Below are 12,331 nucleotides of genomic sequence, written 5' to 3'. Positions count from 1 at the left end.
ACGAACCTTCAAAAACCCAAGAAATAAGGTTTAACACAATAAGCATGGTACAGCTTATTTTAAACTGTCCTATTTTTTTATAATGAATTTTATAGTCATATAGGCCTGATAAGACAAAAAGAATAGCCAGAATTAATCCTAGCATTTTCACCTCAAAAGAATAAACTTTCTCGTTAATTAATATAAAACATACATGGTTCGACAAAAAAATCAAATAGCCTAGTATTTGCCTTACAATGATTTGCATTGGAGATTTTATAAATGATTTATAATAAAGATATGCACAGTTAAATTCGCCTTATATTTTAAAATTAACATCGATTTTTAAACTAAAAAATTTACAGAAAACCCCGCTGATGAGGCGGGGTTTAAATGAGATCTCTTAGATAAAGTTTAAAATATCGGCACTAATTTTAACGTCCCAGCGGCATTGTCATAATATCCATTAGGATAACCTACTGCTGCCGGCTTTCTCGTCAATACCTTAACTGTGATGCCATTAACGGTTACAGGTTCTAAAAACTCAATACCTGTAGGTGTAACCCTAAAAGAGTACACGTCTGTAAGCGACTCTAATTCCATAAACCAACCAAAAGTAAGCGGAATATTACCAGTAGAAGTTTCAAATCTATAAGAGTTTGGTGCGTAGTAAATTTGCCATGCAGCTTTGTAACTGGCGATTACTGTAGCAGGATTTGCTGGCATAGGTACCATTACAATACGAGTGCCTCTTTTTCTACCTTTTAAAATTACAGAATCAGCGTCAGCTTTCGTTACTAAAAACTCTAGATCGCCACCCAAGCCACCATCGTTACTTACTAACCCCGTAATCGCTCCAGGTGCAGCAAAATAAGCTAAAATTGAGTTGTAGGTATCAAAAGTTAATATCGGACCAGCACCAGGATAAACCTTATAAGAACTGGTTACATTACTTGCCGTGTAATCTCCTTGTACATTTACATCCGTAGCGGAGGTGAAATTAACAAATAAATTAACCCCACCATAAGGCGCATCTGTTCCTGGATAATATTGCATAATCCAGCCATTTGGCTTACTTCTCAAAACGGTTTGTGCATTAGCAACCGCTGCGTTTAAGCGAACTGTTGGGCTATCCTCAAATATTCTATCTTTCTTTTTATCACAAGCAGCAAAAAAAAGAAGACTAGCCATTAGTAATAAATAATAATTTCTTTTCATAATATAATAAGCTTATAATGATGTTTGATCAAAAGTGGCCAAATTGGCTTTTCTATTTACAATGTTAGCTCTTAACACATCCATATCTATATTCCAAACCGTTAACATGTAGTTTTTTACTGCTATAAGTTTGTTATTGATAATTGTTCTTCCAGCAGCTGTACTTCCAGTTACATTTAACATCGCGTTAAATTGAGTCGCAGATAATGTAATATAAAATGAATAGAGTTCAGCAAAATCTTCTTTAGCAGAACTACTCGCATAAGGGGAAATAAAACCAGCAGCAAGTGCTGCACCATTACCAGCCGCTCCTGTGCCCCAAACGGTACTCCAAATGTCATCAACATACGTATTTCCAGATATTGCTTGGAAACTGGATGGGAAATCGGTTGTTTGATTTAATATATGTTGAAATTCATGATGAATGGTATGAAAATAACTATCAGTCAAGAAATCAGGATTAACACCTGTTGTTGCATTTAGTGAATTCACCTCATATAAGGTGATTTTCTTAGCACCTTCAGCAGTACCTAAAATTCTGGTTCCATTGTTATTATAGGCCGCTGAACCAATAAAATTAATCAATTTAGGAAAATATTTTTTAATGAATATTTTACTTCCAGTAACCTCATCATAAGGCTCAAAGCCTAAATATTTAAACAACTTGGTTAAGCGAATAGAGCTAGTATAACTCGCCGGAAGCAAATTATAGTTCAAACTTGACTCTTTATCAACATATTTATATAAAATATCTACATTATAATTTAATACATAGTTATTATAGATATAATTATCTAGTGGGTTTTTTTCAATGGTTGAATCGACGAACACACTGTTCGCATCCAACTTTTCTTTTTTACAGGCGCTCAATACTAGTGTGCTTGCAAAAAGAATTAAATAAATATTTTTAAATTTCATGTCTATCTTGGATTAGGGGTTAAACCAGAACTGATTACATCTTGAGGCAATTGTAATGCTCTTCTATTATCTCTAACTACTAAAGTATTTGAACTAATTGGGCCAACTGCTCCTGCTACAATTGTACGCCTTGTAATTTCAATACCATAACGTTTTACATCAAACCAACGCAAACCTGTTAGCAAAGTTTCTGCTCTTCTGTAAAACAATAGTGCATGTAACATATTTTCCTGTGTACCAGCTTCAATCACAAACTCTGCATTAAATTTCTTTTTCGGAGTTGAAACTGCTGGTGTAGAATAGGCAAATCCGTTAGCCCAAGCGTTAATAGAAGCCTCGGTTAACACAGGTGTTGCTACCGTATAAGTATTGTTCACAAAAAGTTGCATATCAGCAATAGCAGGAGCGTAGTTTTTTAATTGGATATTTGCTTCAGCTCTGGTTAGCAACGCTTCTTCTGCAGTAAATGGAGTAAAAACACTATGTGTATAACCGATACCTGCTACAGGATCTGTGTATTCAAACTGGTAAGAAACATGTGGTAGCAATACTTTATCCAAATTTGCCCCTGAATAAGTATAGGTTCTAACTCTATAGGCCGGAAGAGCCGTTCCATAATTGAAATGTGGAGTTCTGGTTGTTAAGATAGATTCTTGTCTGGCAATATAATTTCCATGAGAATATCTGCTTCCAGTGTAATAGTTACCAAATGCTAATGCAGCAGCAGATGCTGGCGTACTAATTAAAAAGTTAGCTTTGATCGTACTGGCATTGTATTCTCTGGTGGTATTTGCAAAATTTGCAGAAAAAGTAGAGATATATGACCAATCACGAAGATATGCTGCAGGAGAATTGTTAAAAGATGCTGTTGCATAACTTACAGCTTTTGCCCAATCACCTTTATACAAAAATAGTCTTGCGGCAAAAGCATTTGCTGCAGACTTATTAAAGTGATATTTGGCTACATTGGCATTAGAATAAGAAGCATCATTAATTAATGGTACCCCAGCTTCTATATCCTTGATCATTAAATCGTATACCTCTGCAACTGTGTTTCGCTCATACTTTGGATTAAGGGTAGTTTCCGATTTTGTCATATAAGTGATACCCAAATCAGTGGTTGATTTTGTTGGAGAATAATGCTGAGCAAAAACATTTACCAATATAAAGTGGCCGTAAGCTCGTGCTACCAAAGCTTCTCCTTTAGCAGCAGTTAATGATGCAGGATTACCTTGTTCTTCTATGGCAGCAAGGGCAGCGTTTGCACTAGCTATCGCACTATAACAGCCGCTCCATAATCTATCGATACCATCATTATTGGTTTCAGTTATATCCTGCCAATTAAATGCCTGAGTCGAAAACCTATCGCTGTAAGGATTTGTATCACCATAATCGTCAACATTATCTGAAGACAGTTCGGTTGGTAAAACATAAGAATTTTGAGGGTAAGCAGAGACCAACATCTTTGATATTTTTTCCGTACTGTTTAGTTCCGCTCTATTGTCAGGCAATTCATCCAAATATTTCTTACAAGAAGAAATGTTTAAGATAGCGATTGCACTAATGGCTATGAATAAAAATTTATTTTTCATCTTTAATTTCTTTAATTAAAATCCAACTCTTAAAGTTAAAGTATATTGTTTTGGTATTGGCAATGCCACACCACCAGCATTTACAAACTCCGGATCTTGTCCGTTCAGCTTCTTATCTGCATAAAGCAGCCATAAATTAGTGGCATTTAAACGTAAGCCTAAGTTTGCTAATCCTAATTTAGCCAGTTTTGCTTTAGGGAAATCGTATCCCAAAGAGATATCTTTTAATCTAATAAAATCACCTTTAGCAACATTTGCCGAAGAGTAATTGTAAGAATTATAAGCAATACTGTAATCACTGTCATTCCTTAGGTATCTTGTGTCTAGAATTACTGGTACGTTAGTTCTTAATTCATCACCAGGAACAGTCCATGCATCAAAAAATTCTCTTGTATTAGCATCTAAATCGGTGTAACCCGTTCTAAATGCTGGATCTAAACGCACTACGTTCCCGTAAGAATAAGTTACAAAAACATTCAGTTTGAAGTTTTTGTAAGCGAAAATATTTCCAAAACTACCTAAATGTGTAGGCTCTAACGTTCCTTCATATTTTAGGAAATCCACTTTATCTCTATTTTGAAGGTAAACTCCTGATACCGTCTCTGTTCCATCATCATTGATAAATACTGGAAGACCATCATTTTGTATTCTTACAAAAGGAATTGAAAATAATGAACGAGCTGGGTAGCCTTTCAAACCATAACCTGTTCCCGTAATATAATCAATTACTCTAGCGTTATTTTCTGATTCTGTTACCTTATTGGTTGCATGAGTGTATATAAAATTAGCTGTCCACGAAAAATCTCCCTTTTTCAAAACTGTACCAGCAATACTTACCTCGATACCGCTAGACTTCATTGCTGCCACATTACCATATTTAGTAATTTCACCACCTAAGCCTTGAGTATTTACAATACCAATTAGATCAAAGTTGTTTCTTTTGTACCAATCTACATCTATGGCCAACCTATTTTTAAACAAACCTAAGCTTGCACCTAAGTTTAACTCATGTTTCTTTTCAAAGGTTAAATCAGAATTCTCTAAATTATCAATTTGTAAACCTGTTTCCCTGTCGCCTGCAGTTGGTCTCCAAGGATTATAACTGCTGTATATTGCTTGTGAATTGGTTACATAGCTTGGTCCTCTGTTAGCTGATAAGCCATAAGATCCTTTCAAAGACAGGTTAGAAAATGGTGTATTCAATTCCTGAAAGAATTTTTCTTCCATTACATTCCAAAGCCCTGACACACTCCAGGTAGGTAACCACCTGGCTGAAGTTGATCTACCCAAACGGTTTGAACCTTCATATCTTCCTGTTGCCTTTATGGTATATCTATTATCGTAAGTATATGCTCCTTCACCAAAAAATGCCACTTCTTTACTTCGGGTATTTCCTACCCTGAAATATTCTGTATTTTCTTCAGCACCTCTCTTAAACACGCGGTAATCAGTAAAAGGAATTTCTCCTAATCCATACTGCAATCCCCAACCTCTATTCCAATTATTATTTCTCGATATCTCACTTAATGTAGATCCACCAACAAAATCAACTGTATGCTTGTCTGCAAATGTCTCATTATATTGTGCTGTAAGGCGAAAATCATTACTAGTCATTTTATAATCAGTACGATTGTAGATACCTCCTGAAGGTAAAATAGATACAGGAACCGCATATAATATACTTGGATCAGTATATAAATATGGATTTGCATCTCTTATGATTGTTGTACCCATGGCACGGTATGCCATTGCCTGATTGGATTCATCTTTTATATAATGTTGTTGAGATGTTTGTTGATATCTAGTAGATGCGAGAAAGCCAAAGTCTAACGTTTTTAAAGCTTTCCATCTTAACTCACCTTGAAACTTAACATCCGCAACATTTACATCCATGTAATTGTTCTCCATCTCTTTTAATATATTAAATGGAGCATAATTTCTGGTATAGGTTTCGTTCGGATCTAACGTCCTAGATGAGTTTAATGCATAAGAAAAAGGATTGATATCAAAATCTCGACCAACTGTTCCAAACACCACATCAGTAGATTGTCCCAAAGTACCAGGCGCTCTTTGATCTCTATAAGATCCATTAGAGAGTATGGTTAATTTCAAATTATCACGCAAATTATAAGTAGCGTTAAAATTTGCAGTATACCTTTTAAACTTACTTTGTTTAGACCATCCTGGATCAGAAATAGCACTTAAAGAAGAGAAATATTGTGCTTTTTCTGTTCCAGAACTCATGCTGATCGAATGATTTTGAGCAATGTTCGTACTAAATAATTCATCAAACCAATCGGTATTTCGGTATTCTGCCTCTCTTAGATAAGCATTTTTTGCCTCTTGCGTATTTAGTAATTGACCCGAATTAATCAATTGATACATTTTTCCGTAAACTCCGCTATTCGGCGCATTTGATACGCTTGAGTTATTTAACCAACCTCTTTGCTCCAACATTTGGTAAACGCCCATTTGTTCCTGGGAGTTCATGATGTTAAAGTTATTATATGAAGGTATTGCACGTGTAGTGAATTCAGAAACATAATTCAACGAATTCACACCCACTCTACCTCTTTTGGTTGTGATTACAATAACACCACCCATGCCTTTTGCTCCGTAAATTGAAGTTGCGGCACCGTCTTTTAAAATCTGAAATGACTCAATATCATTTGAGTTTAATCCACCTACTGCAGAACTAATTAAAGTCAGTGCGTCACCTGACGATAAGGCATCAGAACTTATGTCGGCCACGTCCTCTAAAATAACACCATCAACAACCCAAAGAGGCTTTGAACTACCGTAAATAGAAGTTGCCCCACGCACTCTAATTTTAGGTGCTGTACCAAAGGTTCCTGTAGTATTTTGAACAACAACTCCAGCAACTTTTCCATCTAACATCCTACTAGGATCTGGTAAACCACCAATTTCTGCATCCGATACTTTTAATCTTGATGTAGCACCAGTAAATGTTCTTTTATCTACCTGAGTACCCATACCTGTAACTACTACATCATCTAGCTGACCTGCATCTTCCTGCAAAGAAATATCAATAGTATTCCTTCCATTAACTGCTACTTCCACCGTCTTATAGCCAATTGATGCAAAAGATAACGTTGCGCCATCCTGAACGGTTATTTGGTATTGTCCTTGACCATTCGTGGATATGGCATTGGAAGCCCCTTTCTCTTTCACACTTACACCGGGCAATGGCGATCCGTCTTTTTTGTCTCGAACAGTACCTTTTACTGTAATCACTCTTTCGGATTTGATAAGCTTAGCACCATCTTTTGTTGTGGACCTAGCTTCTACTGAAGGAAGAAAGGTACAGCAAAAGAGCCCCAAAAGGCAATAGCTGAGTCTCCCTACATGTTTTTTGTAGATTTTCTTCATAGAAATTAATTGATTAGTTTATTTAAGTTTTAATGCGAAACGCCTTCAGTCTTCACAAAAAGCGAAAACGAGGAATTTATAATTAATAGTTAGTTTGTTTGTTTTTAAAAATTATTTGGGGATAATTTTTACTAATATAAAAATTATTTAATAAAAAAGTAGTTTCTGGAATAAATACAGATTACAAATTTTTAAATAGTATCGAAATGAAACGAAAGTTAAGAATGAATGCGTAGTACTAGTTGGGCAATATATGTAAAACTAGCTATAATAAGGTGATATCATCAAATAAACGATTACCCCGGTTACAGCAACATAAAGCCACATCGGGAAAGTAATCCTTGCAATTTTTCTATGCTTGTCAAAACGTTCGGCCAGTGCCCTAACAAAAGTAACTAATACAAAAGGAATGATAATTACCGACAGGCAGATATGAGTGATGAGAATAAAATAATAGATGTATTTAATAGCGCCCTCACCTCCAAATTTTGTCGAATCAGCTGTCATGTGATAAGCCACATACATCCCTAAGAAACCTACAGATAAGCCAATGGCTACTTTCATCAGGTTCTCATGAAGCTTTTGTTTGCCGTTTTTTATTGCCCAAACGGCAATTACCAATACAATGGCTGTTATACCATTTATCGTGGCATAGATTGGTGGCAAAAAAGACAGCGGCTTTACATCGTAACCAAGTTTCCTTAAGTTAACTCCGAACAACAATGCAACTACCAAAGGTATGGCGATTGACAATACAACAATCCACTTATTATATTTCGTTTCAACTGATGACTTCATTTCTACTTGTGCCCTTAAATGCTTTTTATTTTAAACTTTTCGCTTTCAACTTTAACCTACCTGCCATCCTTCAAATTGCGTAGATATTCTGCTATAAGCACTTTTATCTCATCCTCTAATCTACTTTTGGCTTCGGGATTATCAATTTCATACATGCCTCTGATTCGATGTTGAACATCTATCAATAATATTTTGTTGCCAAATATGAAATTGGGTTTATCCTTTGATTCATCTTTAATTACATCAAGCAAAAGCCCTTTTCGTATTAAAGGATAGGTAGTTGCTGTATCTCCGATAAGCAAATCCCATTTACCAGGCTTGGCCTGAAATTGATTGGCATAATCAACAACTTTGTTTTTATCATCTGGATTTACAGAGATACTTAAAAAGCGGACCAGTGGCTTTTTAGTGTAACCAGCTGACAACTCACTGATGTATTTAGCCACATCTCTACTCATCGCATCAGCAAAGAAAAGATTAAGAACAATTATTTTATCCTTTACAGAATCGAGATTAATAATTGCACCTTGTTGATTGACGAGGCTAAAATCAGGAATTTGGTGATAAATGGTATCTGGAATTTTTTTCCCTTTAACGGAATGAAACGTAGATGCTACTACCTTTTCTCCGAATATGGGCAAGCTCTTATACCTGTTTTTAGCAAACTGTGGCAATAAGTAAAAAAACAAAAATCCTGGTATAGCCAATATGCTTACCAGGATTAATACCTTTTTAATTGGGCTTCTTTTCATTAATGGCTCATCATGTGGATGTTAAGAAATCCACCCTCAATTAACATTAAAACGATGAAGTAAATAATGAAAATGAACGATACTGTTAGTGATAATTGTAGCCCGAGTTTCTCATACTTTAAGTGCATAAAGTAAGCCACAATATAGAATGCCTTTACCAGCGTTAACGCAATGTATAAGAAGTTTCCAACACCATGAGAAATGTATCCCTTTGGTAAAATCACCAACGCGATAATAAATTCAATTACCGTAATCAATAATAAGATACCGAATACCTGCCAAATTTTTCTTTTGCTTAGGCCTGCGTGTTCTTCGTGTTCGTGTCCTTCTGTTGTATGTGAATGATGTTCTGACATGATAATATTTTTAGATATGATAAATTAAACCAAATAGAAGAATGTAAATACAAACACCCAAACTAAATCTACAAAGTGCCAGTACAAACCAACCTTTTCAACCATTAAATAGTGACCTCTTTTTTCGAAAGTTCCGTTAATAGTCATGATTAAGATAATGATATTGATTAACACACCACTAAATACGTGGAAACCGTGGAAACCTGTAATAGTAAAGAAAAGGTTTGAAAACTGTTGCGCTGCTACCAAAGAAACATCACCAGAAAACAAATGTTTTAATTCTTCCGCTGATGGAATTTCTCCCCATCCAAATCCTTCGTGGAATAAGTGAGTCCATTCTAAAGCCTGACAGCCCAAGAACATGAAACCACCAATAATAGTAGCCACCATCCACCAGATTACTTCTTTTTTAGAACGTCTGTGTCCTGCTTCTACGGCTAATACCATCGTTACAGAACTCATGATTAAAATGAAGGTCATGATACCCACAAATACTAATGGATAACCACTATCTGCAAGACCAGGTACGGATTGGAAAACCAAATCAGGATCTGGCCATGTTAATTTTGAAAAACGCTGAGCGCCATAATAGATCAATAGCGATGAAAAAGTAAAAGCATCTGACAAAAGGAAAAACCACATCATGATTTTACCATATTCTACCGACCACGGAGAACGACCACCATTCCATGGTCCGGTTTTAACTTGATCTAATTGTGATACTGAATTCATTTGGAAATAGTATAATAGTTTGTTAACAAATTTAACGGTTCAAAAGTAAAAAAACATACAGATATATCCATAATATATCTATAAAATGCCAAAAAATAGATGCGATTTCCATGCGATATTGGCTTTTTGCTAATGGAATATTTCTGTAGCTCCCCACTAAAGCACTAATTATTAATAAAGCGCCAGCTATAATGTGTAGCAGGTGAATAAAACTCACCACATAAATAAACGAAATTGCTGCATTATTACCTACCAGGGTTGCACCTGTTTTGATCATACTGCCCCATGCATTAAACTGCATCACACCAAAAGCAATAGCCAATAGCACAGTCACCAAAAGCAAATTTCTTTGTAAGCTGAAATTTAATTTACGCAATGCCCTTGATGCTAAGAAAAGCGTAATACTACTGCCAATAATCACCAGACTAGAATAGATAAAGGCATCGGGCAAAACTAAACCATGACCTTTTCCCTTGGATGCAGAAAACACAAGATAATAACTTGTAAAACCACCGAACATAATTGTTGATGATACTACAAATAACCATACTATAAATTTTCTTGGCTTTGGATCAAATGTATCTTGGATATTTTCCATTGTTAGAACCATAAATTATTTTGCTATAAAATTTAATAATAAACCCAACTGTACGGCCGGGATGTAAAAAAACGAACAGAACATTACTTTTTTTGCATCAACTAATTCTCTGTTTAATAAAAGTTTTAAAGCTAACCAGCTAAAAATAAGCCCGGCTATTAGCGATAAACCAGCGATGTAATAACCACCGAAGCCGTAAAAGGTCGGCAATAAACTTACCGGAATCAAAATTAACGTACTTACAAAAGTTAATAAAGCAGTCGCCTTATCGCGTTTTTTAGTAGGTAAAAGTCTGAAACCAGCTTTTTTGTAATCATCATCCAACACCCATGCAATTGCCCAAAAATGTGGAAACTGCCAAACGAATTGGATTAAAAATAATATTCCTGCAATGTAATAATCAATTTCATGAAACATCTCCGCTTTCAAACTTCCGAATGCTGCCAGGTAACCGATAAGTGGTGGCAATGCACCAGGTATAGCTCCAACAAAAACCGCAATCGGTGACTTGCGTTTCAAAGGTGTATAAGCAAACGCATAAAGCAAGATCGAAAACACAGATAGTAGTCCAGTCTCTAAGTTAAGTCTTCCAAGTAACCACGTTCCTACGAAAGCCATAAACACGCCCAAAATTAAGCCCTGTCCGGTTGTCATTCTCCCTGCAGGCATTGGTCTATCTTTGGTACGAGACATGAGTTTATCTAAGTCTTTCTCAATAATTTCATTGAAACAATTTGCAGCTGCTGTTACTAAAAATCCACCAGCGATTAAAATGCCCCAATTTCCCCAATCAATAGACGGAATATGGCCTCTGCCTACTTGCATTTTCTGACCGATCAAAAATGATATCGATGCAGAAAATACTACCGTAAACGATAGCCTGAACTTGATAAGTTTAGAAAAATCAGAAATAACTTGTTTCAATTTTCTTTTTATTATTGCTTATAAGTACTTGTACGGTAAACCAGCAAGTACAAATAAAATTGTAAACTAAATAGCAGCGTAGAAAACAAAATGTGTATGGCTTGCGCTGCCGGTGGAAATGCGATATAAGCTAAAGCAAAGCCACTTAAAATTTGTATGAGAAGCGTGATTAAAATAAAACGGGCAGTTAACAATGGGGCTGCTTTTCCGCTGAAGCGATCAATAACCATTTTATAAACGATCGCATTTGCAACTACTACTAATATGGCCAAGTCGCGATGATATGAAAAAACAGAACCCACTTTTGCTATCCAACTTCCTCTGAGATTGTAAGAAAGTGATTTAGCAATTACATCCACCGACTCTCTTACCTCAGTACCTAATATGATTTGAACAACACTAACAATCAAGGTGAAAAGCAAAAATCCTTTTAGCCATAATATGCGGTACATGATTACGGATTGTGGTTTGTTCAGCTGTTTCGCATAGTTATAAGTATATATCGAAATGGCTAAAATTACAATGGCCAATAACATGTGTACGGTAACTACCCACTGTGCTAGGTTTGTCGAAACCACAATAGAACCAAGCCAGGCTTGATATCCCACTACTAGAATATTTAGGATACTTAAAAAAATGATCCTCTTTGCTGATTTTCTATAGGTAAAAGAGTATACCGCTGTCAAAAGCAAAAATATTCCTGCAACAACTCCCGTTAAACGGTTAATATATTCTACCCAAGTTTTTGCCGGATTGAATTCTTCAGGCAGAGTAATACTTTTATCGTTCCTGATGCTATCCGCCAATTCAACTTTGCCCATACTCTCTAGGTATTTAGCAAATTTTTCGTTCTTTTTTAATCTTCCGGCAACATACTTCTCTTTATAATCGGCAGGAAGCTGAGATACGTCAGTAGGTGGAATATAACGGTCAAAACATTTTGGCCAATCAGGACAACCCATACCCGAGCCGGTACTGCGAACGATACCGCCGGCAAGTATAACCAATAGCGTAACTATAATGGTTATGAAATTGATCCTAATAAAACGTTGTTCTGATCTGCTGACCATATAT

General features: G+C 35.8%; 11 protein-coding genes. All 11 read right to left on the bottom strand.

The window, feature by feature from the left end; translation table 11 throughout:
* Positions 1-393 precede the first annotated feature (393 nt).
* Positions 394-1,197, bottom strand: coding sequence for a DUF4302 domain-containing protein (locus ACZZZK_RS16200; protein ID WP_463485042.1), 804 nt, complete (start codon positions 1,195-1,197; stop codon positions 394-396).
* Between the two features lie 12 nt (positions 1,198-1,209).
* Positions 1,210-2,115 (bottom strand): zinc-binding metallopeptidase, encoded by a 906-nt coding sequence (locus tag ACZZZK_RS16195; RefSeq protein ID WP_463485041.1) that lies wholly within the window; start codon positions 2,113-2,115, stop codon positions 1,210-1,212.
* Positions 2,116-2,117: 2 nt separating this feature from the next.
* Positions 2,118-3,707, bottom strand: coding sequence for a RagB/SusD family nutrient uptake outer membrane protein (locus tag ACZZZK_RS16190; protein WP_463485040.1), 1,590 nt, complete (start codon positions 3,705-3,707; stop codon positions 2,118-2,120).
* Between the two features lie 15 nt (positions 3,708-3,722).
* Positions 3,723-7,097, bottom strand: a complete 3,375-nt coding sequence (locus ACZZZK_RS16185; RefSeq protein WP_463485039.1) for a SusC/RagA family TonB-linked outer membrane protein — start codon at positions 7,095-7,097, stop codon at positions 3,723-3,725.
* Between the two features lie 261 nt (positions 7,098-7,358).
* Positions 7,359-7,895 (bottom strand): DUF420 domain-containing protein, encoded by a 537-nt coding sequence (locus tag ACZZZK_RS16180; protein WP_463485038.1) that lies wholly within the window; start codon positions 7,893-7,895, stop codon positions 7,359-7,361.
* A gap of 56 nt (positions 7,896-7,951) precedes the next feature.
* Positions 7,952-8,647, bottom strand: coding sequence for an SCO family protein (locus ACZZZK_RS16175; protein ID WP_463485037.1), 696 nt, complete (start codon positions 8,645-8,647; stop codon positions 7,952-7,954).
* Positions 8,647-9,003, bottom strand: coding sequence for a cytochrome C oxidase subunit IV family protein (locus tag ACZZZK_RS16170; RefSeq protein WP_463485036.1), 357 nt, complete (start codon positions 9,001-9,003; stop codon positions 8,647-8,649). Before ACZZZK_RS16170 ends, ACZZZK_RS16175 begins: the two co-directional genes overlap by 1 nt.
* A gap of 24 nt (positions 9,004-9,027) precedes the next feature.
* Complete coding sequence (locus ACZZZK_RS16165; RefSeq protein WP_056848400.1) at positions 9,028-9,735, bottom strand: cytochrome c oxidase subunit 3; 708 nt, start codon at positions 9,733-9,735, stop codon at positions 9,028-9,030.
* A gap of 31 nt (positions 9,736-9,766) precedes the next feature.
* The gene (locus ACZZZK_RS16160; protein ID WP_463485035.1) at positions 9,767-10,333 is read right to left on the bottom strand and encodes a cytochrome c oxidase subunit 3; all 567 of its coding nucleotides are present in this window, start codon (positions 10,331-10,333) and stop codon (positions 9,767-9,769) included.
* Positions 10,334-10,348: 15 nt separating this feature from the next.
* Complete coding sequence (gene cyoE / locus ACZZZK_RS16155; RefSeq protein ID WP_463485034.1) at positions 10,349-11,257, bottom strand: heme o synthase; 909 nt, start codon at positions 11,255-11,257, stop codon at positions 10,349-10,351.
* 11 nt (positions 11,258-11,268) lie between these two features.
* Positions 11,269-12,327, bottom strand: a complete 1,059-nt coding sequence (locus ACZZZK_RS16150) for a COX15/CtaA family protein (protein WP_463485033.1) — start codon at positions 12,325-12,327, stop codon at positions 11,269-11,271.
* Positions 12,328-12,331: the final 4 nt, after the last annotated feature.

Source organism: Pedobacter sp. AC163, assembly GCF_979258665.1.
The sequence above is the reverse complement of the archived record's forward strand: the minus strand, read 5'-3'. Positions and strand labels throughout refer to the sequence as shown.